27 protein-coding genes are annotated in these 26,428 nt (G+C 62.9%); 20 read left to right on the top strand and 7 right to left on the bottom strand.

Annotated elements, in window-relative coordinates; all coding sequences use genetic code 11:
* The first annotated feature begins 5 nt into the window (after positions 1-5).
* The 6 genes from A0O30_RS13445 to wspR are packed head-to-tail and all read left to right on the top strand — an operon-like array spanning position 6 to position 6,796.
* Positions 6-512, top strand: a complete 507-nt coding sequence (locus A0O30_RS13445) for a chemotaxis protein CheW (protein WP_105946845.1) — start codon at positions 6-8, stop codon at positions 510-512.
* Positions 509-1,780 (top strand): protein-glutamate O-methyltransferase CheR, encoded by a 1,272-nt coding sequence (locus A0O30_RS13440; RefSeq protein WP_105946844.1) that lies wholly within the window; start codon positions 509-511, stop codon positions 1,778-1,780. The genes A0O30_RS13445 and A0O30_RS13440 overlap by 4 nt, the downstream gene beginning before the upstream one ends.
* Positions 1,777-2,442 carry a chemotaxis protein CheW gene (locus tag A0O30_RS13435; RefSeq protein WP_105946843.1) on the top strand — a complete coding sequence of 222 codons (666 nt, stop codon included), beginning with the start codon at positions 1,777-1,779 and terminating at the stop codon, positions 2,440-2,442. Before A0O30_RS13440 ends, A0O30_RS13435 begins: the two co-directional genes overlap by 4 nt.
* A complete protein-coding gene (locus A0O30_RS13430) occupies positions 2,439-4,730 on the top strand; it encodes a hybrid sensor histidine kinase/response regulator (RefSeq protein ID WP_105946842.1) in 2,292 nt (763 codons plus the stop codon). The genes A0O30_RS13435 and A0O30_RS13430 overlap by 4 nt, the downstream gene beginning before the upstream one ends.
* The gene (gene wspF / locus A0O30_RS13425; protein WP_105946841.1) at positions 4,727-5,740 is read left to right on the top strand and encodes a Wsp signal transduction system protein-glutamate methylesterase WspF; all 1,014 of its coding nucleotides are present in this window, start codon (positions 4,727-4,729) and stop codon (positions 5,738-5,740) included. The genes A0O30_RS13430 and wspF overlap by 4 nt, the downstream gene beginning before the upstream one ends.
* 51 nt (positions 5,741-5,791) lie before the next feature.
* Positions 5,792-6,796 (top strand): Wsp signal transduction system regulator diguanylate cyclase WspR, encoded by a 1,005-nt coding sequence (wspR, locus tag A0O30_RS13420; protein WP_105946840.1) that lies wholly within the window; start codon positions 5,792-5,794, stop codon positions 6,794-6,796.
* A gap of 852 nt (positions 6,797-7,648) precedes the next feature.
* On the opposite strand, the gene A0O30_RS13415 is transcribed toward wspR, so the two are convergent.
* Positions 7,649-8,158 (bottom strand): hypothetical protein, encoded by a 510-nt coding sequence (locus A0O30_RS13415; protein WP_105946839.1) that lies wholly within the window; start codon positions 8,156-8,158, stop codon positions 7,649-7,651.
* A gap of 327 nt (positions 8,159-8,485) precedes the next feature.
* Between A0O30_RS13415 and prfB the strand changes: the two genes are divergently transcribed.
* The 7 genes from prfB to A0O30_RS13380 all read left to right on the top strand — a co-directional run bounded on the left by prfB (position 8,486) and on the right by A0O30_RS13380 (position 15,295).
* Positions 8,486-9,581, top strand: a protein-coding gene (gene prfB / locus A0O30_RS13410) for a peptide chain release factor 2 (protein ID WP_097083287.1) whose coding sequence is annotated in 2 segments (ribosomal slippage) — positions 8,486-8,557 and positions 8,559-9,581 — 1,095 coding nt in all. Because the reading frame shifts where the segments join, the coding sequence is not laid out codon by codon here.
* Positions 9,582-9,674: 93 nt separating this feature from the next.
* Positions 9,675-11,177, top strand: coding sequence for a lysine--tRNA ligase (gene lysS, locus A0O30_RS13405; RefSeq protein ID WP_105946838.1), 1,503 nt, complete (start codon positions 9,675-9,677; stop codon positions 11,175-11,177).
* A gap of 204 nt (positions 11,178-11,381) precedes the next feature.
* Positions 11,382-12,086, top strand: coding sequence for a TetR/AcrR family transcriptional regulator (locus A0O30_RS13400; RefSeq protein WP_016712971.1), 705 nt, complete (start codon positions 11,382-11,384; stop codon positions 12,084-12,086).
* A gap of 29 nt (positions 12,087-12,115) precedes the next feature.
* Positions 12,116-12,664, top strand: coding sequence for a hypothetical protein (locus tag A0O30_RS13395; RefSeq protein WP_105946837.1), 549 nt, complete (start codon positions 12,116-12,118; stop codon positions 12,662-12,664).
* Between the two features lie 93 nt (positions 12,665-12,757).
* A complete protein-coding gene (locus A0O30_RS13390) occupies positions 12,758-14,077 on the top strand; it encodes a flavohemoglobin expression-modulating QEGLA motif protein (protein ID WP_177410278.1) in 1,320 nt (439 codons plus the stop codon).
* A complete protein-coding gene (locus tag A0O30_RS13385; RefSeq protein ID WP_105946836.1) occupies positions 14,049-14,972 on the top strand; it encodes an alpha/beta hydrolase in 924 nt (307 codons plus the stop codon). The genes A0O30_RS13390 and A0O30_RS13385 overlap by 29 nt, the downstream gene beginning before the upstream one ends.
* Positions 14,969-15,295: a hypothetical protein gene (locus tag A0O30_RS13380; protein ID WP_003252219.1), complete on the top strand. Its 327-nt coding sequence runs from the start codon at positions 14,969-14,971 to the stop codon at positions 15,293-15,295. Before A0O30_RS13385 ends, A0O30_RS13380 begins: the two co-directional genes overlap by 4 nt.
* Before the next feature lie 85 nt (positions 15,296-15,380).
* Here A0O30_RS13380 and A0O30_RS13375 read toward each other — a convergent pair whose 3' ends face one another.
* From A0O30_RS13375 to A0O30_RS13355, 5 genes are all read right to left on the bottom strand, one after another.
* A complete protein-coding gene (locus tag A0O30_RS13375) occupies positions 15,381-15,698 on the bottom strand; it encodes a type II toxin-antitoxin system RelE/ParE family toxin (RefSeq protein ID WP_105946835.1) in 318 nt (105 codons plus the stop codon).
* A complete protein-coding gene (locus A0O30_RS13370) occupies positions 15,652-15,936 on the bottom strand; it encodes a type II toxin-antitoxin system Phd/YefM family antitoxin (protein WP_105946834.1) in 285 nt (94 codons plus the stop codon). The genes A0O30_RS13375 and A0O30_RS13370 overlap by 47 nt, the downstream gene beginning before the upstream one ends.
* Positions 15,937-16,070: 134 nt before the next feature.
* Positions 16,071-16,862, bottom strand: a complete 792-nt coding sequence (locus tag A0O30_RS13365; RefSeq protein WP_105946833.1) for an OmpA family protein — start codon at positions 16,860-16,862, stop codon at positions 16,071-16,073.
* Between the two features lie 50 nt (positions 16,863-16,912).
* A complete protein-coding gene (locus tag A0O30_RS13360; protein ID WP_016712966.1) occupies positions 16,913-17,326 on the bottom strand; it encodes a DUF4398 domain-containing protein in 414 nt (137 codons plus the stop codon).
* Positions 17,327-17,603: 277 nt separating this feature from the next.
* Entirely contained in the window at positions 17,604-17,948 is a 345-nt protein-coding gene (locus tag A0O30_RS13355) for a pilin assembly protein (protein WP_105946832.1), read from the bottom strand.
* A 262-nt stretch (positions 17,949-18,210) separates the two neighbouring features.
* Here A0O30_RS13355 and ppc point away from each other — a divergent pair, with 262 nt between their 5' ends.
* From ppc to A0O30_RS13325, 6 genes are all read left to right on the top strand, one after another.
* Positions 18,211-20,838 (top strand): phosphoenolpyruvate carboxylase, encoded by a 2,628-nt coding sequence (gene ppc / locus A0O30_RS13350; protein WP_105946831.1) that lies wholly within the window; start codon positions 18,211-18,213, stop codon positions 20,836-20,838.
* A 257-nt stretch (positions 20,839-21,095) separates the two neighbouring features.
* A complete protein-coding gene (gene adk, locus A0O30_RS13345; RefSeq protein WP_016712963.1) occupies positions 21,096-21,746 on the top strand; it encodes an adenylate kinase in 651 nt (216 codons plus the stop codon).
* Between the two features lie 333 nt (positions 21,747-22,079).
* Entirely contained in the window at positions 22,080-22,754 is a 675-nt protein-coding gene (gene tsaB / locus A0O30_RS13340; protein ID WP_105946830.1) for a tRNA (adenosine(37)-N6)-threonylcarbamoyltransferase complex dimerization subunit type 1 TsaB, read from the top strand.
* A gap of 131 nt (positions 22,755-22,885) precedes the next feature.
* Positions 22,886-23,176, top strand: a complete 291-nt coding sequence (locus A0O30_RS13335) for a hypothetical protein (RefSeq protein ID WP_105946829.1) — start codon at positions 22,886-22,888, stop codon at positions 23,174-23,176.
* A 3-nt stretch (positions 23,177-23,179) separates the two neighbouring features.
* On the top strand, positions 23,180-24,049 hold the full coding sequence (locus A0O30_RS13330; RefSeq protein ID WP_105946828.1) for a DUF72 domain-containing protein: 870 nt from the start codon (positions 23,180-23,182) through the stop codon (positions 24,047-24,049).
* A gap of 27 nt (positions 24,050-24,076) precedes the next feature.
* Positions 24,077-24,907 (top strand): oxaloacetate decarboxylase, encoded by an 831-nt coding sequence (locus A0O30_RS13325; RefSeq protein WP_105946827.1) that lies wholly within the window; start codon positions 24,077-24,079, stop codon positions 24,905-24,907.
* Positions 24,908-24,909: 2 nt separating this feature from the next.
* Here the strand turns inward: A0O30_RS13325 and A0O30_RS13320 are convergent, their stop codons facing one another.
* Positions 24,910-25,530, bottom strand: a complete 621-nt coding sequence (locus tag A0O30_RS13320) for an energy transducer TonB (protein ID WP_105946826.1) — start codon at positions 25,528-25,530, stop codon at positions 24,910-24,912.
* A 103-nt stretch (positions 25,531-25,633) separates the two neighbouring features.
* On the opposite strand from A0O30_RS13320, the gene A0O30_RS13315 reads away from it, so the two are divergent.
* The gene (locus A0O30_RS13315; RefSeq protein WP_105946825.1) at positions 25,634-26,410 is read left to right on the top strand and encodes a class I SAM-dependent methyltransferase; all 777 of its coding nucleotides are present in this window, start codon (positions 25,634-25,636) and stop codon (positions 26,408-26,410) included.
* Positions 26,411-26,428: the final 18 nt, after the last annotated feature.

Raw genomic sequence — 26,428 nt, 5'->3', positions numbered from 1 at the left:
CCGCGATGAACGACTTGCAACCGCACGCCGCACGGGCGGACAACGCCAAAGGGGCGCTGTACCTGCAGTTTCGTATCGGGGAACAGCGTTTTGCCCTGAGCGTGCACGAGGTCATCGAGGTGTTGCCGCGCCAGCCGCTGAAACCGATAGCCCAGGCGCCAGGCTGGGTCGCGGGGATCCTTTCCCATCGTGGGCAACTGGTACCGGTGATCGACCTTGCTGCGCTGAGTTTTGGCCAGCCTGCGGCGCACCGCACCAGTACCCGTCTGGTGTTGGTGCATTATCGGGGTGGCCTGCAACTGGGTCTGATCCTGGAGCAGGCCACCGAGACGTTGCGCTGCCGCCCCGACGAGTTCCAGCCCTATGGTGTGGACAGCGGCGAAGCCCCTTACCTGGGGCCGGTACGCCAGGATGACCAAGGCCTGCTGCAACGCATCGAGGTCAACGATCTGTTGCCTGATGCCGTGCACCAACTGCTGTACACGGTCGAGCCGACAGGGATGCCGACATGAACGAACGTTTCTTCCGCTTCTTGCGCGAGCGCATTGGCCTGGACGTCGAATCGGTGGGTGCGCCCATGGTCGAGCGCGCGCTGCGCCAGCGTTGCGTGGCCATGAACGCTATCGACCTGGATGATTACTGGCTGCGCCTGCAGCAGTCGGCCGATGAGCAACAGGCGTTGATCGAAGCGGTGATCGTCCCGGAAACCTGGTTCTTCCGCTACCCGGAATCCTTCACAGCCCTGGCCAGCCTGGCACACAAGCGCCTGGCCGAGTTGGCCGGGGCACGGCCACTGCGCCTGCTCAGCCTGCCATGCTCGACAGGCGAGGAGCCCTATTCGCTGGCCATGGCCCTGCTCGACGCCGGCATCGCGCCGGGGGCGTTCCTGATCGACGGCATGGACATCAGCCCCAATTCGGTGGCCAAGGCCGGGCAGGCCGTATACGGGCGCAACGCCTTCCGGGGCAGCGACCTGGGCTTTCGCGAGCGCTACTTCGACGCCCTCGACGAAGGCCATCGCCTGCATGAGCGGGTGCAGCAGCAAGTGAGCCTGCAAGTGGGCAATGTGCTCGACCCGGCGTTGGCCACCCGCGATGGCCTGTACGACTTCGTGTTCTGCCGCAACCTGTTGATCTACTTTGACGTGGCGACCCAGCAGCGTGTGTTCGAAGTGCTCAAGCGTCTGCTGCATCCCCAGGGTGTATTGTTCATCGGCCCGGCCGAAGGCAGCTTGCTGGCGCGGATGGGGATGCGCCCGCTGGGCATTGCCCAATCGTTCGCCTACGTGCGCCAGGAAGGCAGTAGCGCCCCACAGGCCGTTGCCCCGGCACAACCTGCACGGCGTACCGTGCTACCGCAGGCCCCGGCGGGTTATCCACCCCCCGTCGCACCATTGCCGCGTCCGTTACGGGCAGTACCGGCGGTCGCTAAGCCCGCGCTGGCCCGCGAACCCAAACGCGAGGACGCAAACGAACTGCTGGCCAGTATCGCCCGGCTTGCCAATGCTGGCGCCAGCGAACAGGCGCGTGCCGAATGCCAGCGCTACCTGGGCCAGTACGCGCCCTCGGCACAGGTTTACTACTGGCTGGGGTTGCTCAGTGATACCGACGGCGATGCGCAACAGGCACTGACCCACTACCGCAAGGCGCTGTACCTTGAGCCGCAACACCCTGAGGCGCTGGTACACCTGGCGGCCTTGCTGGCGGCCCAGGGCGACCAGGCCGGTGCCCGACGCCTGCAGGAGCGTGCAGCGCGGGTTGGCCGGGAGCCTGAACGATGAAGGGTGACACTGCGATGCAGCTACTCGCCGAAGACGACGCGCACATCGACGATTGCTGGAACCGCATTGGTGTGCACGGCGACAAGCAATGCCCACTGTTGGCGCGTCATGTTCACTGTCGCAATTGCGACGTGTATGCGGCAGCGGCCACACGCCTGCTTGACCGCTACGCACTGATGCAGGACCACCAGGTCGCGGCGGCGCAGCCGGTCGAAGAAAACACCGGCCGCTCCATGCTGTTGTTCCGTCTGGGCGAAGAGTGGTTGGCACTGGCCACCGCCAGCCTGGCCGAAATCGCCCCGTTGCAGGCTGTGCATTCGCTGCCGCACCAGCGCTCGCGGGTGTTGCAAGGGGTTGCCAATGTTCGCGGTGCACTGGTGCCGTGCCTGTCACTGGCCGATTTGCTGGGCGTACAAGCCGGCACCGCCGAACAACGTAGCGGCAGGGCGATGCCACGCATGCTGATTCTGGCTGCCGAAGGTGGCCCTGTGGTGATGGCCGTAGAGGAAATCGACGGTATTCACCGGCTCGACCCGCTGCTGCTGGGCAGTGGCCAGGACGCCACGCGCTTCACTGCCGCAGTGCTGCAGTGGCGCGGCCGTAGCGTGCGAGTGCTGGACGATCAACACTTACTGTCTGCCGTGCAGCGGAGCCTGTCATGACCCCAGAGCAAATGCGCGATGCATCGTTGCTCGAACTGTTCAGCCTGGAGGCCGAGGCGCAAACCCAGGTGCTCAGCGCCGGCCTGATGGCGCTGGAGCGCAACCCCACCCAGGCCGACCAGCTTGAGGCCTGCATGCGCGCCGCCCATTCGTTGAAGGGGGCCGCGCGTATCGTCGGGGTGGATGCCGGCGTGAGTGTCGCCCACGTCATGGAAGATTGCCTGGTAGCCGCCCAGGAGGGCCGCTTGCGGTTGAGCGCCGAGCACATCGACGCACTGTTGCAGGGGACCGACTTGCTGATGCGCATCGCCACACCAGGCGATGCCGTGGCGCAGGCGACCTTGCCGGTATTTCTTGCGCAAATGGCCAGCTTGCTCGACCCAGGCGCTGCGACCGTGCCTGCGGCGCCGCTGCAAGCGGAACCGCAGGTGGCAACCTTGCCGTCTGAACCGCTGGTAGTGCCAGTCGACCTGGCTGAACCCGAGCCGGAGCCCGAGCCTGTCCTGCGGCGCAAGCCCGGCAAGCGCGTTGGCGAAGGGGCCGAGCGGGTACTGCGTGTCACCGCCGACCGTCTTAACAGCCTGCTCGACCTGTCCAGCAAGTCGCTCGTGGAAACCCAGCGGCTCAAGCCGTACCTGGCCACCTTGCAGCGCCTCAAACGCATGCACGGCCAGGGCATGCAGGCGCTCGACGGCCTGCGCATGCAACTGGAGGACAGTGGCCAAAGCAACGAGGTGCTCGAAGCCCTGGCGCAAACCCAGCGGTTGCTGGCGGAAACCCAGCAGATCTTGCAGCAGCAGGCGGCCGACCTGGACGAGTTCGGCTGGCAGGCCAGCCAGCGTGCGCAGTTGCTCTACGACACCGCCCTGGCCTGCCGGATGCGCCCGTTCGCCGACGTGTTGACCGGGCAAAGCCGTATGGTGCGTGACCTTGGGCGCTCGCTGGGCAAACCGGTGCGACTGGTGGTGGACGGCGAGAAGACCCAGGTCGACCGCGACGTGCTGGAAAAGCTCGAAGCGCCCCTGACCCACCTGTTACGCAATGCCGTCGACCACGGTATCGAGCTGCCAGAAAGGCGGCTGCTGGCGGGCAAGCCAGACGAGGGCGTGATCCGCCTGCGCGCTTCGCACCAGGCCGGCATGCTAAGCCTGGAGTTGATCGACGATGGCGCCGGTATCGACCTGGAGCGCCTGCGCAGCAGCATCGTCGAACGCGCCCTGTCACCTGCCGACACGGTGGCGCGGATGAGCGATGCGGAGCTGCTGACGTTCCTGTTCCTGCCCGGTTTCAGCTTGCGTGACAAGGTCACCGAAGTGTCCGGGCGCGGCGTGGGGCTGGATGCGGTGCAGCACATGGTTCGCGAACTGCGCGGCTCGATCGAGCTGACGCAGGTGGCGGGGCAGGGCTGTCGCTTCCACTTGCAGGTGCCGCTGACCCTGTCGGTGGTGCGTAGCCTGGTGGTCGAGGTGGGCGGTGAAGCCTACGCCTTCCCGCTGGCCCACATCGAACGCACGCTGGAAGTGACCGCGGAACAGATTGTTCAGATCGAAGGCCGTCAGCACTTCTGGCACGAAGGCCGGCACATTGGCCTGGTGGCGGCCAGCCAGTTGCTCAACCGTCCAGCCGGGCACAGTGACGAAGCCAGCCTGCGGGTGGTGGTAATCCGTGAGCGCGAGCAACTGTACGGCGTGGCCGTGGAGCGGCTGGTGGGCGAGCGTGTGTTGGTGGTGATGCCTCTCGACCCACGGTTGGGCAAGGTGCAGGACATTTCCTCCGGCGCCTTGCTGGATGATGGTTCGGTGGTACTGATCGTCGATGTCGAAGACTTGCTGCGTTCGGTGGAAAAACTGCTCAGCACCGGCAGCCTGGAGCGCATCGAGCGCGGCAGCAGTGGCGTTCGTGGCGTGACCCGCAAGCGGGTGCTGGTAGTCGATGACTCGCTGACCGTGCGCGAGCTGCAGCGCAAGCTGCTGGGCAACCGTGGCTACGACGTGGCGGTGGCGGTAGATGGCATGGACGGCTGGAACGCCCTGCGCGGCGAGGACTTCGACCTGCTGATCACCGACATCGACATGCCGCGCATGGACGGTATCGAACTGGTGACCCTGGTGCGCCGCGATCAGCGCCTGCAATCGCTGCCCGTGATGGTGGTGTCCTATAAAGACCGTGAGGAAGACCGACGGCGTGGCCTGGATGCCGGCGCCGACTACTATTTGGCAAAGGCCAGTTTCCACGACGATGCGTTGCTGGATGCTGTGGTGGAGCTGATCGGAGGTGCTCAGGGATGAAGATCGCCATCGTCAATGACATGCCCATGGCCGTCGAGGCGCTGCGCCGGGCAGTTGCCCTGGAGCCTGCGCATCAGGTGGTGTGGGTAGCCAGCAATGGCGCCGAAGCGGTGCAACGCTGCGCCGAGCAACTGCCGGACCTGATCCTCATGGACCTGATCATGCCGGTGATGGACGGCGTGGAGGCCACTCGGCGGATCATGGCCGAAACCCCGTGCGCCATCGTCATCGTTACGGTCGACCGCAAGCAGAACGTGCATCGGGTGTTCGAGGCCATGGGCCATGGCGCCCTCGACGTGGTCGATACGCCGGCGCTGGGGGCTGGTGATGCCCGTGAAGCGGCCGCACCACTGCTGCGCAAAATTCTCAATATCGGCTGGCTGGTCGGCCAGCAGCGAGCCCCGGCAGCAAGGCCGGTGGCTACACCGCTGCGCGAGGCTTCCCAACGTCGCGGGCTGGTGGCGATCGGCTCGTCGGCGGGCGGCCCGGCAGCGCTTGAAGTATTGCTCAAGGGCTTGCCGGCCGCGTTTCCGGCGGCCATCGTGCTGGTTCAGCATGTGGACCAGGTGTTTGCCGCCGGCATGGCCGAATGGCTCAGCAGCGCAGCGGGCCTGCCGGTGCGCCTGGCCCGTGAAGGCGAACCGCCGCAGCCCGGGCAGGTGTTGCTGGCCGGTACCAACCACCACATTCGGCTGCTACAGAACGGCCAACTGGCCTACACTGCCGAACCTGTCAATGAAATCTACCGGCCCTCGATCGATGTGTTCTTCGAGAGCGTGGCACGTTACTGGAATGGCGATGCGGTGGGTGTGCTGCTTACCGGCATGGGGCGCGACGGCGCCCAAGGCCTGAAACTGATGCGCCAGCAAGGTTTTCTGACCATTGCCCAGGACCAGGCCAGCAGTGCGGTGTACGGCATGCCCAAGGCCGCTGCGGCCATCGATGCCGCCGTAGAAATCCGCCCGCTGGAACGCATCGCCGGGCGCTTGATGGAATTTTTCGCAAAATGACGAAATGTATTGAATCACGCCGCCAGACCGGTCGTGATCGGGTGAACAGGTATGAATGATTTACCGATCGAAGGTTTCGCGACCCCCAACGAAAACTCGGCGATGGTGCTGCTGGTCGATGACCAGGCCATGATCGGCGAAGCGGTGCGGCGTGGCCTGGCCAATGAAGACAACATCGACTTCCACTTCTGCGCCGACCCGCATCAGGCGGTGGCCCAGGCCATGCGCATCAAACCCACGGTTATCCTCCAGGACCTGATCATGCCTGGCCTGGACGGCTTGACCCTGGTGCGCGAGTACCGTAATAACCCGGCGACCCAGGACATCCCGATCATCGTTCTGTCGACCAAGGAAGACCCGCTGGTCAAGAGCGCGGCCTTTGCCGCCGGTGCCAACGATTACCTGGTCAAGTTGCCGGACACCATCGAACTGGTGGCGCGCATTCGTTACCACTCGCGCTCCTACCTCACCCTGTTGCAGCGCGACGAGGCTTACCGCGCCCTGCGCGTCAGCCAGCAGCAGCTGCTTGATTCCAACCTGATGTTGCAGCGGCTGATGAACTCCGATGGCCTGACCGGGTTGTCCAACCGCCGCCATTTCGACGAGTACCTGGAGCTGGAATGGCGCCGAGCGATGCGTGAACAGCAGCAGCTGTCGTTGCTGATGATCGACGTCGATTACTTCAAGGCCTATAACGACAGCTTCGGTCACCTGGCCGGTGATGAGGCACTGCGTCAGGTCGCCGAGGCCATTCGAGGCTCCTGTTCGCGTCCTACTGACCTGCCAGCGCGTTACGGTGGCGAAGAATTCGCCCTGGTGTTACCCAATACCTCGCCAGGTGGCGCTCGCCTGGTGGCGGAAAAGCTTCGTCAGACGGTGCTTGGGCTGAACATCCCGCACAGCGCGCCCCATGCTGATTCGCGGCTGACCGTGAGCATTGGCCTGGCGACCCAGACGCCCAGCGTTGGCAGCCATTGCCGGCAACTGATTTCGGCTGCGGACAAGGGGTTGTACCTGGCGAAGAATAATGGCCGCAATCAAGTGGGCGTCAGCTGATTGATAGTCAAAAGGCAGAGGCAAACCAGTGCCTCTACCTCTGCTGCCTACGGTGTTTCGAGTTAGCGGACTACCTTGTATGTCTCGGATACCTTCTCGTGTTCTTCTTTGCGACCATCGTTGAACTCGTAGACTAATTTATAGGCAGGCGTTGCCTCGGTGCCAAAGTGCCCATCTACTAGTTTGAGCCCAAATTCGCCGGGCTCGGCACTCGACCCTAATCCAACTCTAAATTCCTGAAAGGATGTTCTGTTGTTGGTCCTGGAGTAGATGGTTACGTAGCAGGACTTAAGGTTTGGTACCGCTGAATGGCCTGGGTATTTGAAGACTGCGTAAACGTATTCGTGGGGTAGTTGCAGGTTCAATGTTGGGCTTTTGCCGGGTTTTAGTTTTTCGTTACCGTAGGGTGATTGTATGCCTGCGTTTTCAATGTCTTTAGGGGCTTCTGACTGTTCGTTAGAAAATGAGAGGCTGTATTTGACTTCTTCTACAGGGGGCGGCAGCTGCGTGAGGTGATTTTTTTGGGATTGTTGCTCATGTTGCATCTCCGGGGCGTTGATTCAGGGGTGGCGTATTACTGCTTTCAGGTTCGTATGTTGTATTTCACCGATTTCGAATTACCGGTGCAACTGACAAAAAAGACAGGTGCTCCCTGTGCGTTTGCGCGTTAAAGTTACCTGTTTGACTTCACTGGACTGAGTTCGGCTGGCGATGAGGCCAGCAGTCGCATTGCCGGGCGCGGCTTTATCCGCATTCGGTGATTGAATACGCGGTGAGCGCAGTAAAAAGTTCGGATTGAGAGTGCAATTGATTTTCAGCGTATTCTGCAATCCCGTGCCACAGGTACAGCGACTAAATTTTGGTATTGCCTGGCTCCGCAGTTACCAATATATCGTGCTCTCGGGTACCGATGATAACGTTTTCGCCTGGGTTTTTCAGAATGGCTACGAACTGAGCGCGCCCCTTGATTGTGTCGCCGGGCTTGGGCTTGATGAACAATGGCACGCTTCCTGTCAGCTTTTGCTCATCTCTTGTGAGGTGCCAAGGGTCGAAGTTATCGCCAAACTCAAACATTGCCAAGACTTCAATCAGCCGGTCCGGGTCCTCGCATTCGATGCCAGGGTATGTGTAGGTGTAATGGAGTGTGTTGTCGGTGAGGCGCTGGATGTTGATCTGGTGCGGCGTCGTAGTTTGATCCTCTTCTTTGAAGTGGAACTCATCAAGCGGTTTGACCGGCGTGCAGCGTGCATTTCCGGTGGTGATCCCGTTCTGCAAGATTTTAAAGAGAGTGTTTGCTATCGCTTGTTGGTTTGGCTTTTTGGGTGCAGCCGACTTGCCCGACGTTTTTGCGGTTTTACTCATGGCTTGCCTCATGCATTGAGCGTTTGTAGGGAGTCCCTACGCTTCACCAAGTGTGTGCGGGTCTATTCGACTAGGTTATGTGTGATGGGACAACTGGCAAAAATGACAGGTGGTCCCGTACCGCATTTCATCAGGCCGCTCTTTGGGAATCTCGCTGTGTTGTCAGCCCGAGGTGTTCATTTCTGGTCCGAGACCAAACGCGATGAACCTGCTTGCCGGTAGTGGAACCCACTCGGAAACCGCGCCGCCCGGCGGGCCTGCCGCCGTGCTCAAGACTGGGTTATACTCGCGGGCTTTTCACCGAATTCGCACGAGAGCTGCCCGCCCATGGAAATCCAACCGATCCTGAACACCATCAAGGACCTCACCGAGCGTTCCCAGTCCATTCGGGGGTATCTTTGACTACGATCACAAGCATGACCGCCTGATCGAAGTCAACCGCGAGCTGGAAGACCCCAACGTCTGGAACAAGCCCGAGTACGCCCAGGCCCTGGGCCGTGAGCGTGCCATGCTGGCGCAGGTTGTCGAGACCCTGGACAAGCTGTCCAACGGCCTGGGCGACTGCCAGGACCTGCTCGACATGGCCGTCGAGGAAAATGACGAAGGCGCCGTCAGCGACGTCGTGACCGAGCTGGAAGGCCTGGAAGAAAACCTGGCCCAGCTTGAGTTCCGTCGCATGTTCAGCGGCGAGATGGACATGAACAACGCCTACCTGGACATCCAGGCCGGTTCCGGTGGTACCGAAGCGCAGGACTGGGCCAACATCCTGCTGCGCATGTACCTGCGCTGGGCCGACAAGCGTGGTTTCGACGCCACCATCATCGAGCTGTCCGAAGGCGAAGTCGCCGGTATCAAAGGCGCGACCGTGCACATCAAGGGTGAATACGCCTTCGGCTGGCTGCGGACTGAAATCGGCGTGCACCGTCTGGTGCGCAAGAGCCCGTTCGACTCCGGTGCCCGTCGTCACACCTCGTTCTCGGCAGTGTTCGTGTCGCCCGAAATCGACGACAAGGTCGAGATCGAGATCAACCCGTCCGACCTGCGCATCGACACCTACCGCTCCTCCGGTGCCGGTGGTCAGCACGTGAACACCACCGACTCGGCCGTCCGTATCACCCACGTGCCGACCAACACCGTGGTGGCCTGCCAGAACGAACGTTCCCAGCACGCCAACAAGGACACCGCCATGAAAATGCTGCGGGCCAAGTTGTACGAACTGGAAATGCAGAAGCGCAACGCCGCCTCGCAGGCGCTGGAAGACAGCAAGTCGGACATCGGCTGGGGCCACCAGATCCGCTCGTACGTGCTGGATGACTCGCGCATCAAGGACTTGCGTACCGGCGTCGAGCGTAGCGATTGCCAGAAGGTGCTGGACGGCGACCTCGACCAGTACCTGGAAGCGAGCCTCAAGCAAGGGCTGTAAGCCGCACACCACTGCCGCGATACCTGGCTACCCGCCGGTATCGCGTGCCCTGCCCGAAAAGGGCAACGAATACCTGATGGAAAGAATGACGACATGAGCGACCTCAAGACCGAATCGCAAGACCTGCAACAGGAAGAAAACGCCCTGATCGCCCTGCGCAAGGAAAAACTTGCCGCCGAGCGTGCCAAGGGCAACGCCTTCCCCAACGACTTCCGTCGCGACAGCTACTGCAACGACCTGCAGAAGCAGTACGCGGACAAGACCAAGGAAGAGCTGGAAGCAGCCGCGATCCCGGTCAAGGTAGCCGGCCGTATCATGCTCAACCGTGGTTCGTTCATGGTGATCCAGGACATGACCGGTCGCATCCAGGTCTACGTCAACCGCAAAACCCTGCCAGAAGAAACCCTGGCCGCCGTCAAAACCTGGGACCTGGGCGACATCATCAGCGCCGAAGGCACCCTGGCCCGCTCCGGCAAGGGCGACCTGTACGTCGAAATGACCAGCGTGCGCCTGCTGACCAAGTCGCTGCGCCCGCTGCCCGACAAGCACCACGGCCTCACCGACACCGAGCAGCGCTACCGCCAGCGTTACGTCGACCTGATGGTCAACGAAGAAACCCGCCACACCTTCCGTGTGCGTTCGCAGGTGATTTCGCACATCCGCAAGTTCCTCATCGAGCGTGACTTCCTCGAAGTGGAAACCCCGATGCTGCAGACCATCCCGGGTGGTGCCGCGGCCAAGCCGTTCGAAACCCACCACAACGCCCTGGACATGGCCATGTTCCTGCGTATCGCGCCGGAGCTGTACCTCAAGCGCCTGGTCGTGGGTGGCTTCGAGAAGGTGTTCGAGATCAACCGCAACTTCCGTAACGAAGGCGTTTCGACCCGTCACAACCCAGAATTCACCATGCTTGAGTTCTACCAGGCCTACGCCGACTACCGCGACAACATGGACCTCACCGAGGAACTGTTCCGCGAACTGGCGCTGCTGGTACTGGGCAGCACCGACGTGCCGTACGGCGACAAGGTGTTCCACTTCGGCGAGCCGTTCGCCCGCCTGTCGGTGTTCGACTCGATCCTCAAGTACAACCCGGAGCTGACCGCTGCCGACCTGCAGGACGTTGACCGCGCCCGCGACATCGCCAAGAAGGCCGGTGCCAAGGTGCTGGGCCACGAAGGCCTGGGCAAGCTGCAGGTGATGATTTTCGAAGAGCTGGTCGAGCACAAGCTGGAGCAGCCGCACTTCATTACCGAGTACCCGTTCGAAGTGTCGCCGCTGGCCCGCCGTAACGACGACAACCCGGCCGTTACCGACCGCTTCGAGCTGTTCATCGGTGGCCGCGAAATCGCCAACGCCTACTCCGAGCTCAACGATGCCGAAGACCAGGCCGAGCGCTTCCTGGCCCAGGTGGCCGAGAAGGACGCCGGTGACGACGAAGCCATGCACTACGACGCCGACTTCGTGCGTGCCCTGGAGTACGGCATGCCGCCGACCGCCGGTGAAGGCATCGGCATCGACCGTTTGGTGATGCTGCTGACCAACTCGCCGTCGATCCGCGACGTGATCCTGTTCCCGCACATGCGTCCGCAGGCCTGAGTGAATTGAACAAGCCGCCTTTCGAGGCGGCTTTTTCTTGCCTGAAGCTTTATGTTGTCAGTGCCGGCCTCTTCGCGGGCAAGCCCGCTCCCACAGGTCTTGCACAGGTCCTGAATGTTGTGGGGTCCCTGTGGGAGCGGGCTTGCCCGCGAAGAGGCCGGCACTGACACCCCATATCCATGAGGTATCCCCGTGACACCCGCCATGCCTGACCAGGGCGCCGCCGGCATCGCCACCGCCGTCGCCGAAAGCGTGCAATACCAAGGCCGCAAGACTGCCCGCCAAGGCAGCGAGCAGCGCCGCCAGCTGATCCTCGATGCCGCCATGCGCATCGTCGTGCGCGATGGCGTGCGCGGTGTGCGCCACCGTGCCGTGGCCGCCGAGGCCGGTGTGCCGCTGTCGGCCACCACCTACTACTTCAAGGACATCGAAGACCTGCTCACCGACACCTTCGCCCAGTACGTCGAGCGCAGCGCGGCCTACATGGCCAAGCTGTGGGCCAACACCGAGGTCGTCTTGCGCCAGTTGCTGGCCCAGGGTGACGGCAGCCCGCAGGCACGGGCGCGGCTGGCTGACGATGTGGCCCGCATGACGGCCGACTATGTACAGCGGCAACTGTTGACCCGGCGCGACTTCCTGATGGCCGAACAGGCCTTCCGTCAGGAGGCATTGCTGTGCCCACGGCTGGCCGAGCTGGTGCGTGCCCATGAGCAGATCCTGTTGCACGGTACCCGGCAATTGCTGCAGGTGGTGGGTTCGCGGCAACCGGAACAGGACGCCCAAATGTTGACGGCGATTATCGAGCAGATGGAATATCAGGGCCTGCTCAAGGATGCGAATGCGCAAGCCGATGGGCAGATGCTCGCTATGCTTACCCGATACCTGCAGCTGGTGCTGGCGTCGGCCTGAGCCGAGACCGACTTTTCAAGGAGAACCTGATGAAAGCCTGGCGTGTGGTGCTGTTGACTTTGTCATTCCTGCTGCTGGGCGGTTGTCTGGTGACCTTCCATGAGCCGTTGCCGAGTAACCAGGCGGCGCCCAAGGCCCTGTTGGGCAAGTGGAGCAGCAAGGACGCCTGGGGCGAGCCGTTGAAGCTGACCATCAGCCGCAGCGGTGCAGATGCCTACAAGGCCGTTGCCACGGCCAAGGGCAAGAAGCCCGAGGAATATGTATTCACCGTTTCCCGCCACGGCAACCGCTGGTACCTGTCGGCCGGCGTGCCCAAGCGCCTGGGTGGCAACTTCCTGATTGGCGGTTTCGATATCGTCGATGGCAAGGAACTGGTGGTGTACAACCTGGACGTCGAGCAGGTGCAGCAGGCGGTGGACAAGAAGGAGTTGACCGGGCGTGGCACCGAGGTGCCGGAAGACAACGGCGACGGTGTGCTGATCGATAGCCCGTCGGCGCGGGTGCTGGCGTACCTCGATGACCCGGCCAACTCCGACCTGTTCGTTGAAGTGGCGCGGTTCCAGCGGTCCGGCAAATGACCGTGTCGGCGCCATCGCCGGCAAGCCAGCTCCCACAGGTATATCACTGCTTTTGAGCCCTGTGGTGTACTTGTGGGAGCTGGCTTGCCGGCGATGAGGCCGGTACAGGTTTCTTGTACTCAAAAGGAGTCCCCGGTGGACGAATACCAGCAAACCATCCGCGCCCTGTCCGACCGCATCGTCGCGGCGCAAACCCCCATCCGGGTGCTGGACGCGGTGAAGTGGGACGACAACATTCGCCAGGGTTTCCTCAAGGCCAAGGGCAAGGAGCCGCCGGCCGTCGACCGCGCCTATTACCAGTCGCGCCCGCTGGCGTTCGACTCCGGCGCGGTCAAGGCCGAGTTCCAGGCCATCGAGCGCGACATCATTCGCCAGCTTGGCCAGTTCAACCCGGTCGGGCAGATCATGAAGCGCATGTGCCGCGAATACCGCATGGTGGTGCGCATGCTCGAAGCGCGTGGCACCGAGGACTTCGGCCTCATCTCTCAGGAATTGTACGGCGCCGCCTCCGATGCCTTCCACGCCGGTGACCCGACCTTGGCCGACCTCGGCCTCATGCTCTCGGATTACCTGAACAACATCGATGGCCGTGGCGATCTCAAGGACGAACCGAAAAACCTCACCGCCAAGGAGGCCGTGGATATCCTCCAGCGCCGGCTGAACAAGGTGTTCGGTGAAGCCGAGGAGACCATTCGGGTATTCGAATCTGACGGGATCGTGGCCGATGCCGCCGCTGGCGCCGACTACATCAAGGTGCGCGCCGATGCCATGTTCAACAGCCGCGATGTGCGTGCCCTGGAAGTGCACGAAGGGCTGGTCCATGTGGGCACCACGCTCAACGGCCTGAACCAGCCGATCTGCACCTTCCTGGCCAAGGGCCCGCCCTCGTCGACGGTAACCCAGGAAGGCCTGGCGATTCTCATGGAGGTCATCGCCTTTGCTTCCTACCCCAGCCGCCTGCGCAAGCTTACCAACCGCACCCGCGCCATCCACATGGTCGAGGAGGGCGCCGATTTCCTCCAGGTGTTCAATTTCTTCCGCGAGCAAGGCTTCGAGATGGCGCAGAGCTACAGCAACGCCAGCCGGGTGTTCCGCGGCTCGGTGCCCAATGGCCTGCCATTCACCAAGGACTTGTCCTACCTCAAGGGCTTCATCATGGTTTACAACTACATTCAGTTGGCCGTGAAGAAGGGCAAGCTCGAACAGATCCCGTTGCTGTTCTGTGGCAAAACCACGCTGGAAGACATGCGTACCTTGCGCCAGCTGGTGGAGGAGGGGCTGGTCGAGCCGCCCAAGTACCTGCCCGAACAGTTCCGCGACCTTAACGCACTGTCGGCCTGGATGTGCTTCTCCAACTTCCTCAACCACCTGAGCCTGGACCGTATTGAAGCCGACTACGCGAACATTCTCTGAGTGCTGCCGCCTGCTGGCGCTTGGCCTGGTCCTGCTGGGCCTTGGCGGCTGCAGCAGCCTGCTGTTCTATCCCGAGCGTGGCCAGGCATTCACCCCCGAACGGGCCAAACTCGACTACCGCGATGTCACCCTTGTCACGTCAGACGGCCTGCGCCTGCACGGCTGGTGGTTGCCGGCCAAGGCGGGTGTCGAGCTGAAGGGCACGGTACTGCATTTGCACGGTAACGGCGGCAACCTGCCTGGGCACCTGGGGGGTAGCTATTGGCTGCCGGAGCAGGGCTACCAGGTGCTGATGATCGATTACCGCGGCTATGGCCTGTCGCAGGGCACGCCGACCCTGCCTGAGGTGTATGAAGACATCGCGGCGGCCATGGCCTGGCTGGACCAGGCACCCGAGGTCAAGGGCAAGCCGTTGGTGCTGCTGGGGCAAAGCCTTGGCGGCGCCATGGCAATCCACTACCTGGCGGCCCACCCCGAGCAGCGCCAGCGCTTCAGCGCCTTGGTGTTCGATGGCGTACCGGCCAGTTACCGTGGGGTGGGGCGCTATGCCCTCAGCACGTCATGGATGACCTGGCCGTTGCAGGTGCCGCTGTCGTGGCTGGTGCCGGACGGCGACAGTGCAATCCGCTCGATCGAGCAGTTGAGCAGCCCGCCCAAGCTGTTCTTCCACAGCATCGACGACAACCTGGTGCCGATGGACAACGGCATCCGCCTGTACCAGCACGCGCCGCCCCCACGGGTACTGCAACTGACCCGAGGCGGCCATGTGCAGACCTTCGCCGACCCTACCTGGCGCCAGGTGATGCTGCGTTTTCTTGACGACCCCAGCCATTTCAACGGCCTTCGGCGCCTGGCCGAAGTGCCCAATTACCCTGACGAGAAGAACAAGCAATGAGTGAAGAACGCAACGCCATCCCGCTGATCCTGACCGGCGTCGGCAGCATCATCGTGACGGTGGGGGCCTTGTGGTACTACGGTTACCTGCATTTCGCCAAACCCGAGGATGCCCTGTTGTTGCAGGACTTCACCATGCTCAAGACCATCCCGGGCGAGGATTACAAGGTATCGCTGGACCCGGCGCCGCAAGTGGCCCAGTGCGTCGATGGCGTGCTGGTGCTGTTCGACACTCAGCAGAAAGGCCTGACCGGCGTACTGGTGGACAACCGCAAGCGTGCCGTGCGCTGCATGGGCGAGGAAACACCGCAGCAGGTGCAGTGAGCCAGCCTCTCTATAGCCTGCGCGGTCCCTGTGGGAGCGGCTTTAGCCGCGAAAGGGCCGGCACAGGCCATGAAAATCCTTCAGGTCACTCCAGGCGTAAGCGGGCAGCATCATAAATATCGCCTCGCTCTCGCTTGCCTACCGCGATGACGATCACCACCACGCGCTGATCGACAACCCGATAAACCAAGCGATAACCAGCCGACCTCAGCTTTATCTTGTAGCAGTCCGCCATGCCGGAAAGTTTGTCCTTCTCCACCTTCGGCTGAACCAACCGCTCTTTTAGTTTTTTGGCGAAATGAACCTGCAATACGCCATCGAGCTTTTGAAATTCCTTCCTTGCCCGCACATCAAATTCAAGGTCGTAGCTTTTGGCTTCCTTCGGCTTCGGCGATGAGCTCATCGATATCCACTCTGACGGTGGGCCCACCACGCCGCTGACGAACAAGCTCTGCCAACTGCATGTCGTCGATCAACTCCATCATCGCTTCATAGCGTTCGGGCGGAACCGCATAGAATGCGGGCTCGTTCCGATTGAGGATGACCACCGTTTCACCAGCAGCTTCGCGGATAGTGCCCATGGGGTCTTTCTTCAGGTCTGTGATGGATGCTGCCAGATCGGCAAGAACCGGGTAGGTCATAGTTGTTTCAACCCATGAGTGTGGTTGGCGATGCTGGAAATTCTAGTGCTTCATAAAGTGCTTTTAAAGGTGCTTCTGTCGATTGGAACGTAAGAAAAACCCCGCCACAAGGGCGGGGTCGGGGTTAGCCAGCCTTACTGCTGAACCTGGCTCACCGAACGTGGCGCAACTGGCTGGTTGTCGTTGGAGATGGTCACCTCCACCCGGCGGTTTTGCGCACGGCCCGAGTTGCTGCCGTTGTCCGCGACCGGGTACTCCTTGCCGTAACCCTGGGCGACGATGCGCGCAGGGTCTACGCCGGCACGCACCAGCGCCATGCGCACGGAACCGGCGCGGCGTTCGGACAGGCTCTGGTTGTAGTTGGCCGAGCCGACGCTGTCGGTGTAGCCCTCGACAATCACCTTGCGCTCAGGGTTTTCCTGAAGGAACTGGGCCAGCTTGGTGATGTTCGGGTAGGCGTTGCTCTTGAGTTCGGCCTTGTTGAAGTCGAACAGCACGTCACCGAAGGTGACCAGCGTACCGCGGTCGGTCTGCTTGGCGTTGAGGCTGTCCTGCAGCTTGGCAATCTGTGCGTCGCGGGCGTCCAGCTTGGCCTGGGCGCGTTGCGCCGCGGCGTTTTTCAGCTCGCCTTCGGCGGTACGCAGGGCGATGGTCTGCTTGGCCACCTCGACACGCTGGTTGGTCAGGTAGGCGAGCTGGTCGACCTTCTTCTGGTCTTCCCGGTCCATGTAGGCCTTGTCAGCCTTGTTCAGCCAGTCCTGGGCGTCCTTGGTCTCCAGCGCCGCCACCTTGCTCGATTGCGGGTCGCTCTGCAGCGAGGAGAAGTTGGTGCGGGCCGCCTCCAGGTTGGCGTTAGGGTCGTGCGAGCAGGCAGCAAGGCCGACGCTCAGGGCCAGCAGGGCGGGAATCATGACGTAATTGCGCATAGTGTTCATCCTTTGATCGTGTGCGAAGGCTAAGGTTGGCGGGGCAGGGCTCACTGAGCGCTGCGCAGGCCTTCCTCACGTACGTCCTGGACACCCTGGCGGGCGTCCTGCACGGCCTTCTGGGCCTTGGCCGCCTGGGCCTTGCGTTCGGCGAGGCGTGCGTCCCACTCGGCTTGCTGGGCCAGCAGTTTGGCTTCGTCATACTTTTTGTCGTGCATGGCGATTTCGGCCTGCTTGAACTTGTCCTGGGCCGCTTTCATCTCAACGGCGGCGAACTCGGTACCGCCAGCGCTGACGGCGGCGTTCACGGCGGACTGGGTAACGGCATACTGCTCGGTAGGCGGGTTGCCCGCACAGCCGGCCAGGACCAGGCTACTGCCCAGGGCCAGCGCGGCCAGCTTGAACCCGCGCACGTGAGTGGATGACAGTTTGCTAGTGCGGGTTTTCATGGTGGTCAGCTCCATTGGATCACTCCTGATTACGACGATGTCCGTAGCAGTCCATCGCTCATTCCCTGACAAATCCGTGCGCTTCAGCTGAACGGTGCACAAGGGCAGGTGTGCAGGGTTTTAGCGTGATGGCTATTGGCTCCGACTCGATCGTTTTTCGAATGGTTCAGAAAAAAGTGATCCGCACGAGCAATTATTTCTGACTGATTGGTCAGTGAGGACTTTCTTGAACTTTCGCTGGCGGGAGCGGTATTCCGGGCCTCCAGCAGGCCCGGAACGGTGGCGCGGGGAGTTATTTGTCGCTGTCGGCAGCGGTGTTGCTCAGGCTGTGCAGGTGCTGGCGCGAGAGTGACAGAAAGCGCGGGGTAGGCCCTACATCTTCGTACAGCGGGTCGCCTTCTTCATCGGTGGCGATGACCTGACGGCCCTGCACATAGGGGAAGCTGGCCTCCACTTCTTCAAGGGCGGCGGCTACCAGTTCGCCGAGCAATTCCTCGGCGGTACGCTTGGGGTACATGTCGATCAGCGCGGCCAGACGCGCCTCTGACTCCAGGTCAAGGTGCAGGACATGGCCCGTGCGGCTGAGGGTGCCGGCGGCATTCTGTTCCCAGTGCTGGGCGAGTTCACGGATTTTCATGATGACCTCTGGTTACGCCTGCTAAGGCTGCATGGCATGGGAGTGCTATGCCTTCACTTTAGTTTGCTTTGGCCGATCACGGCTTGCCATCGCGGCTCGGCTGGGGGCACTCTTCAGTGCAGATGCAGTGCCTGTGGGAGCGGGCGTGCCCGCGAAGAATCAAAACACAGTGCCTGGCACCGGCTGCGCCGGTGTTCGCGGGCATGCCCGCTCCCACAGGGATCGCGTGGAGCCTGAAAGGGATGCAACGGAGAGAGGGCCAATGACCGATATCGATGTGCGTTTGCGTGAAGATGTCCATGTGTTGGGTGAGCTGCTCGGCGAAACCATTCGCCAGCAGCATGGTGATGCGTTCCTGCAGAAGATCGAGGACATCCGCCACAGTGCCAAGGCCGACCGGCGTGGCCCCGGCGAGCAACTGAGCTCGACCCTGGCGGACCTGGCCGAAGAAGACCTGCTGCCCGTGGCCAGGGCCTTCAACCAGTTTCTCAACCTGGCCAACATGGCCGAGCAGTACCAGTTGATCCGCCGTCGCGACGCCGACCAGCCCGAACCCTTCGAGGCCCGTGTGCTGCCCGAGTTGCTGGCGCGCCTGAAGCAGGCCGGGCTTGGCAACGATGCCCTGGCCCGGCAACTGGCCAAGCTCGACATCCAGCTGGTACTGACCGCACACCCTACCGAAGTGGCCCGCCGCACCCTGATTCAGAAGTACGACGCCATCGCCGGCCAGCTGGCTGCCCAGGACCACCGCGACCTGACTCCGGCTGAACGCCAGCAGGTACGCGAACGCCTGCGCCGGCTGATTGCCGAAGCCTGGCACACCGAAGAAATCCGCCGCACCCGCCCCACGCCGGTAGACGAAGCCAAGTGGGGCTTTGCAGTGATCGAGCATTCGCTCTGGCACGCCATCCCCAGCCACCTGCGCAAGGTCGACAAGGCGCTGCTGGAGGCCACCGGCCTTCGCCTGCCGCTTGAAGCCGCGCCAATCCGCTTTGCCTCGTGGATGGGCGGTGACCGTGACGGCAACCCCAACGTGACCGCAGCCGTCACCCGCGAAGTGCTGCTGCTGGCCCGCTGGATGGCCGCCGACCTGTTCCTGCGTGACATCGATGCACTGGCTGCGGAGCTGTCCATGCAGCAGGCCAACGAGGCCCTGCGCGAACGGGTTGGCGACAGTGTCGAGCCCTACCGCGCCGTGCTCAAGCAGTTGCGCGACCGGCTGCGGGCGACGCGTGCCTGGGCGCATTCGGCATTGACCAGCAGCCAACCGGCCAGCGCCGACGTGCTGGTGGATAACCGCGACCTGATCGCACCGCTGGAGTTGTGCTACCAGTCGCTGCACGAATGCGGCATGGGCGTGATCGCCGAAGGCCCGCTGCTGGACTGCCTGCGCCGCGCCGTCACCTTTGGCTTGTTCCTGGGCCGCCTGGATGTGCGCCAGGACGCTGCCCGTCACCGAGACGCACTGACCGAGATCACCGACTACCTGGGCCTGGGGCGCTATGCCGACTGGGATGAAGAGCAGCGCATCGAATTCCTCCAGGCCGAGCTGAAGAACCGTCGGCCCCTGCTACCTGCGCATTTCAAGCCGCAAGCGGATACCGCCGAAGTGCTGGCAACCTGCCGGGAAGTCGCTGCCGCGCCGGCTGCTTCCCTGGGCTCCTACGTCATTTCCATGGCCGGTGCCGCTTCGGATGTGCTGGCGGTGCAACTGCTGCTCAAGGAAGCCGGCCTTACCCGCCCCATGCGTGTGGTACCGCTGTTCGAAACCCTGGCCGACCTGGACAACGCTGGCCCCGTGATGCAGCGACTGCTTGGCCTGCCAGGCTACCGCGCCGGGCTGCGCGGCCCGCAGGAAGTGATGATTGGCTACTCCGACTCGGCCAAGGACGCTGGCACCACGGCGGCGGCCTGGGCGCAGTACCGGGCCCAGGAAAACCTGGTGCGCATTTGTGCCGAACATCAGGTTGAGCTGCTGCTGTTCCACGGCCGTGGCGGCACGGTAGGGCGCGGCGGTGGCCCCGCCCACGCGGCGATCCTGTCGCAGCCGCCGGGATCGGTGGCGGGACGTTTCCGCACCACCGAGCAGGGCGAGATGATCCGCTTCAAGTTCGGCTTGCCGGGCATTGCCGAGCAAAACCTCAACCTGTACCTGGCTGCCGTGCTCGAAGCCACGCTGTTGCCACCACCGCCCCCGCAGCCGGCCTGGCGTGAGGTGATGGACCAGCTGGCTGCCGATGGCGTCAAGGCTTACCGCAGCGTGGTGCGGGACAATCCCGACTTTGTCGAATACTTCCGCCAGTCGACGCCAGAGCAAGAGTTGGGGCGCCTGCCACTGGGCAGCCGCCCGGCCAAGCGCCGCGCCGGAGGCATCGAAAGCCTGCGGGCCATCCCGTGGATTTTCGGCTGGACCCAGACGCGCCTGATGCTGCCGGCCTGGCTGGGCTGGGAAACGGCGTTGAGCAACGCACTGGCCCGTGGCCGGGGCGAGCTGCTGGCGCAGATGCGCGAACAGTGGCCGTTCTTCCGCACCCGTATCGACATGCTGGAGATGGTGCTGGCCAAGGCCGATGCGCAAATTGCCGAGGCCTACGACGAACGTCTGGTGCAACCGCACTTGCTTCCTTTAGGTGCGCACCTGCGCGACCTATTGTCGCAGTCCTGCCAGGTGGTACTGGGCCTGACCGGGCAGCCGGTGCTACTGGCGCACAGCCCCGAAACGCTGGAATTCATCAGCCTGCGCAACACCTACCTGGACCCGCTGCACCGCCTGCAGGCCGAGTTGCTGGCCCGCTCGCGCAGCCGCGAAGCCGCTCTGGACAGCCCGTTGGAGCAGGCCTTGCTGGTGACCGTGGCGGGTATTGCCGCCGGGCTGCGCAACACCGGCTGAGGGCGCGTGCAGGCTGCCCTGAATGTGTGCCGTGCAGCCCCTGCATGGGTAAGGGGAGGGTGGTTGCGCCGGGCGCAACCACCTGCCAGGTCAGCCGCAAGTGGCGCATTCCTGCAACTTTGGGACGCTTGTCTGGCTGCCGGGCGCTGTGTATCTTGAGCAGCCTTCTGACCGATTTTGGGTCATACCCGATTTTCCGGACTTGGCCCTGGTTGCCGAATCCATTGAATTTCATAAAAAAATTTGAGGAGCACAAGATGCGCGTAATTCTGCTGGGAGCTCCCGGGGCCGGTAAAGGTACTCAGGCAAAGTTCATCACCGAAAAGTTCGGTATTCCACAGATCTCCACCGGTGACATGCTGCGTGCCGCTGTCAAGGCCGGCACCCCGCTGGGCCTGGAGCTGAAGAAAGTCATGGATGCCGGCCAGCTGGTCTCCGACGAGCTGATCATCAGCCTGGTCAAGGAGCGCATCGCTCAGCCTGATTGCGCCAACGGCTGCCTGTTCGACGGGTTCCCACGCACCATCCCGCAAGCCGAAGCCATGGTCGCTGCCGGTGTCGACATCGACGCCGTGGTCGAAATTGCCGTGGACGACGAAGAAATCGTTGGCCGCATGGCGGGCCGCCGCGTGCACCTGGCCTCGGGCCGCACCTACCACATTCAGTACAACCCGCCGAAAGTGGAAGGCAAGGACGACGAGACTGGCGAAGACCTGATCCAGCGCGACGACGACAAGGAAGAAACCGTTCGCCATCGCCTGTCGGTCTACCACAGCCAGACCAAGCCGCTGGTGGACTTCTACCAGAAGCTGTCGGCCGCCAACGCCGGCAAGCCGAAGTACAGCCACATCGAAGGTGTCGGCTCGGTTGAAGCCATCACCGCCAAGGTCCTGGCAGCCCTGAGCTGATCCAGCGCCTGACGCCCATCGACAACGGCCCGCTAGCGGGCCGTTGTCGTTTGTGGAACGCGCAGTTCCTGTGAGCGAAAAATCTGAATGCCGGCACGATCACTGTGGGAGCGGGCGAGCCCTAATGCCAGTCAGTTAAGCCAATCGGGGCTGCTGCGCAGCCCATCGCCGGCAAGCCAGCTCCCACACCGACCGCATCGCACTCAAGCCATGCGCTGTACCTGTGGGAGCCTGGCTTGCCGGCGATGGGCCGCACAGCGGCCCCTTCGGGACACAACGCCGCTGCTGCTCTATACTGCTGCTCTTTTTCATTCGCACCTGGATACCTGTTCGATGACCACCCTGTTGGCCCTGGATACCGCCACCGAAGCCTGTTCCGTTGCGCTGCTGCATGATGGCAAGGTAACCAGCCATTACGAGGTGATCCCACGTCAGCACGCGCAGAAGCTGCTGCCGATGATCAAGCAGCTGCTGGCCGAGTCGGGCGTTGCGCTGAACCAACTGGATGCCATCGCCTTTGGCCGCGGCCCGGGCGCCTTCACCGGCGTGCGCATTGCCATTGGCGTGGTACAGGGCCTGGCCTTCGCCCTGGAGCGCCCGGTGCTGCCGGTTTCCAACCTGGCCGCGCTGGCCCAGGGCGCATTGCGCGAGCAGGGCGTGCAACAGGTGGCAGCCGCTATCGATGCACGCATGGACGAAGTGTACTGGGGTTGTTACCAGGCCACAGCCGGTGAAATGCGCCTGGTCGGCCGTGAGGCAGTATTGCCGCCCGAGCAGGTGGCACTGCCCGAAGGCAGTCATGGCGAGTGGTATGGCGCCGGCACCGGTTGGGGCTATGCCGAGCGCCTGGCGGTGCAGGTGGCTGCCAGCAATGCCAGTGCCTTGCCCAACGCTCTGGACGTGCTCAGCCTGGCCAGCTTCGCCTGGGCCCGTGGCGAAGCGATCGGCGCCGAGCAGGCGCAACCGGTTTACCTGCGCGATAATGTAGCTACGCCAAAGAAGCACTGAATGCTGTTCGTCGGTTATCGACGGTAACCCCCAAACCTTCTGCGCGATCTGTGGTCCAGTTATCACTTAAGCATTAGCGACGGAACACTGATGCTGCTAAATTGCCATCATTGGTCCTGAGTATTCATGCCATGCGTATCGACGGTTTCTCATCGCAGTCCTACCCGATCAAGCGCGCGCCGCGCAAGGCAGCGGTGCGTGACGAGGCCATTGATGACGCCGAGGTGATCGAAGAAAACGCCGCGGCGCCTCAGGAAACCACCGCCCGCCGCCGCAGCGGTGGCTTGCCCGCCCGCCAGCAGGACATGATCTTCCCCCGCGCCCGTGACCGCCGCACAGCCACCGCACTGGCCAGTTACCTGAATACTGCCGGTTTCACCGATTGGGACATGGAAGTACTGGGGCTCGACCTGTACATTTGATGGATGAGTCCATCACCACTGCCTTATTTTCTCGGTTGCCCGTCGTGGAGTGAAAACGCCTGGCGTGACTACCTGTACCCCGCCGACGCCAACAGCAATGAAATGCTTGGCTTTTACAGCCAGGTGTTCAACGCCGTCGAGGGCAACACCACCTTCTACGCACGCCCCGCCCCCGGCACCCTTGCCCGCTGGGCGCAGGTGATGCCTGAACACTTTCGTTTCACCGCCAAGTTTCCCCGTGACATCAGCCACGAGGGTGACTTGCGTGATCAGCTTGAGCCTGCCTTCGATTTCACACGCCTGATGGCCCCGCTGGGCCAGCGCGTATCGCCGTACTGGTTGCAATTGCCGGCGCTGTTCGGCCCGGCACGGCTGGGCGAGCTTTGCCACTTCCTTGATGAAATCGGCGTGCCGGTGGCGGTGGAGGTGCGCAACCAGGCCTTTTTTGCCAAGGGTGACGAAGAACGCCTGCTCAACCGCCTGCTGCACGAGCGCGGGGTGGAGCGCATCTGCCTCGACCCGCGTGCGTTGTTCAGTTGCACTTCGCGCGATGCTGCCGTGCTGCACGCGCAGTCCAAGAAGCCCAAGGTGCCACCACGCCCTGCGGCCTTCAGCCAGCACCCGCAGGTGCGCTTCATTGGCCACCCTGAGCTGGAGGCTAATGAGGCCTTCCTTACCCCCTGGGTAGAAAAGGTCGCCGCCTGGATCGAAGAGGGCCGCAGCCCTTACATTTTCCTGCACACCTCGGACAATCGTCTGGCCGCAGCCCTGGCCCAGCGGTTCCATCAACGCCTGATGGCACGCCTGCCGGGCCTCGCTTCTTTGCCTGAATTGCCGCGCGCGCCCGAGGTCGAACAACTGGGGCTACTCTGACCTTTCCTGACTGCCGGAGGTTGATTCATGGATGTGCAAACCCTGCGAGCCGAAGCCTTCAAGGCACTGCATGAACGTAATGGCACGTTCGTCATCCCCAACCCGTGGGATGCCGGCTCCGCCAGATTGTTGGCCAGCCTGGGCTTCGAGGCGCTGGCCACGACCAGTGCCGGCCTGGCCTTCAGCCTGGGCCGCCCGGATGCCGAAGGTGCCTTGAACCTGGAGGACACCCTGGACAATGCCGGGGAGATTGTCGATGCCACCCCCTTGCCAGTGGCTGCCGACCTGGAAAACGGCTTTGGCGACCTGCCCGAGGATTGCGCCAATACCATCTTGCGTGCCGCTGAAGCGGGCTTGGTGGGCGGCTCCATCGAGGATGCCAGTGGCCGCAGCGAATTGCCCATCTATGACGTGGGGCTTGCGGTGGAGCGCATCCGCGCCGCCGTGCAGGCTGCCCGTAGCCTGCCGTTCCCGTTCACCCTGTGCGCCCGGGCAGAAAACCTGCTGCACGGGCGCATGGACCTCGACGACACCATCAAGCGCTTGCAGGCCTACGCCGAAGCCGGCGCCGATGTGCTTTACGCACCGGGCCTGCGGACCGTCGAGGAAATTCGTGCTGTGGTGCAGGCCGTGGCGCCGCGCCCGGTGAACGTGTTGATGGGCATGGCAGGCGTGCCGCTGAGCGTGAACCAGTTGCAGGACCTGGGTGTGCGCCGCATCAGTGTCGGCTCGTCGCTGGCTCGCGCCGCCTTGGGGGCGTTCCACCGGGCAGCGCTGGAAATTCGCGATGAGGGTACATTCGGCTATGGGGAGCAGGCACTGCCGTTCGCTCAGCTGAACGACCTGTTCCGCCGCTGACTTCAGGCGTGAACGCGCACGTTGTTCAGCACCACCGGGCGCGCCCAGTGGATGTCGAACTCCAGGTCGTTCTGCTGCTTGGCCAGGGTTGTGTCATCAAACGGTTCGGGCGCCGGGTCCAGCAGGTCGGTTTCGAATTCGGCGATGGGCAGGAACAATGAGCGCGGGGTAGGGCCTGGGCCGGGTTCGGCAATCGGTTGGCCCTGGCTCATTACCACCGGGCGCATCCAGCTGTTGCTGATATCCAGCTGACGCTGCTGCTCGATCAGTTCCAGGGCACTGAACGGCTCGGGAGCAGGGGGCAGCAGCTTGGCTTCTAGCTCTGCCTTGGGCAGGAACAGCGGCTCGGGCGGTGCCACCTCGGTGTCTTGCACCGGGCAGGCGCGCTGGGCGTCGATCAGCGCCAGTGCGCGGGCGCCGCCGATGGGTTCGCCGCTGTCCTGGTCATACTGCACGAACGACTGGCTGACGCTGTCTACGAGCTCTTCCTGCTGTTCGGCCATGGCCCGGGCAAAAAAATCCTGCCACAGGTGGCTGACGCCCCCGAGTGCCTGGGTGTTGTGCTGACTGTAGTTGCCGACAGGCGACAAATAGGTCAAGCCGATGGGAAGAGTATCTGACATGGCAGTCGCGCGCGTTGTGCTCTGGCAGAATAGCGGGATATTGCCTGTATCGGCCGTGGCTGCCGATTCATTAAGGCTTGGTTTGACTTTTTAGGTGTGGACGATGGAAGAGCAAGGCACGGGTATCAGGGTCGAAGCGATGTCGACTGAGTATGCGGAACAGGCCAAGGCGTGGGCCGAGCGTCTAAGCCTGCCGCTACAGGACGATAGCGCCGGCTTCGCCGTGCAGGTGGGCGCCGAGGGTTTGCAGATTCAGCAACTGGGCCCGCAGGCACCGGGGCCGGTGCGGGTGGACTTCGTTGAAGGCCAGGCGGCGCACCGGCGCCAGTTTGGCGGTGGCAACGGGCAGATGATCGCCAAGGCCGTGGGCATTGCCCAAGGCGTGCGGCCGCAGGTGCTGGATGCCACGGCAGGTCTTGGCAAGGATGCGTTCGTGCTGGCCAGCCTGGGCTGCCAGATGACCCTGATCGAGCGCCAGCCGCTGATTGCCGCGTTGCTGGAGGATGGCCTTGCGCGGGCCCGTGTGGATGAAGAAGTGGAGCCGATTGTCGGGCGCATGCGCTTGCTGACTGGCAACGCCATCGAGCGCATGCGCAGCTGGGAAGGGGAGGCGCCGCAGGTGATCTACCTCGACCCGATGTTCCCGCACCGGGACAAGAGCGCCTTGGTGAAAAAGGAAATGCGCGTGTTCCGGCCTTTGGTGGGTGATGACCTGGATGCCCCGGCCTTGCTCGAAGCCGCTCTGGCGCTGGCCAGCCACCGGGTGGTGGTGAAGCGGCCGCGCAAGGCGCCGATCATTGATGGGCCGAAGCCGAGCCATAGCCTGGAGGGTAAGTCGAGCCGGTATGACATTTACCCGAAGAAGGCGCTGAAGGCCTGATTCTGTTGTGCCTGTGCC

The organism is Pseudomonas sp. LLC-1 (assembly GCF_002992185.1).
Taxonomy (GTDB): domain Bacteria; phylum Pseudomonadota; class Gammaproteobacteria; order Pseudomonadales; family Pseudomonadaceae; genus Aquipseudomonas; species Aquipseudomonas monteilii.
This window is presented reverse-complemented; position numbering and strand designations above follow the sequence as displayed.